Annotated in this window: 1 protein-coding gene; it reads left to right on the forward strand. The window is 66.5% G+C overall.

Annotated features, from left to right (window positions below; all coding sequences use genetic code 11):
- Positions 1 to 617: sugar phosphate nucleotidyltransferase (locus RBH26_RS21325; RefSeq protein WP_306760377.1), on the forward strand; the 617-nt coding region annotated here is incomplete at both ends.

The raw sequence follows: 617 nt of genomic DNA on the forward strand, positions 1-617 counted from the left end.
GAATATCGTGGCGTTCCGATCTCCTATGCAGTACAGACCGAACAGGCAGGAACGGCCCACGCCGTCAACGCCGCTCGAGAACATATCGACGGGCCGTTTGCGGTCCTCAACGGCGACAACCTCTACGATCCGGACGCGATCGCCCGTCTCTTCGAGGCCTGTCCAGGTGTCTGTGCGATCGAGGTCGACGATCCCCGCAACTACGGCGTTCTCAGCACCGACGACGGAGCGGTGACCGGGATCGTCGAGAAGCCCGACGATCCGCCGACGAACCTCGCCAACGCTGGCGCCTACGCCTTCCCCGAACGAGCTCGCGAGTGGCTCGAGGTCCCCGAAAGCGAACGCGGCGAACACGAGATCACCGACGTCCTCGACCGCGTGATCGAGGGGTTTACCGTGACGCCGATCACTCTCGATCGGTGGCTCGACGTCGGCCGCCCCTGGGAACTCCTCGAGGCCAACGAGTGGAAACTCGGCGAGCTCGAGGGGCGCGTCGACGGCGACGTCAGCGACGACGCCCATCTCGAGGGCGACGTCGTCGTCGAGGACGGTGCGACGGTGAAACCGGGCGTCGTGATCGAGGGACCGGCGCTGGTCCGGTCGGGTGCGACCGTCGG

This window comes from Natronolimnohabitans sp. A-GB9 (genome assembly GCF_030848565.1).
Classification (GTDB): domain Archaea; phylum Halobacteriota; class Halobacteria; order Halobacteriales; family Natrialbaceae; genus Natronolimnohabitans.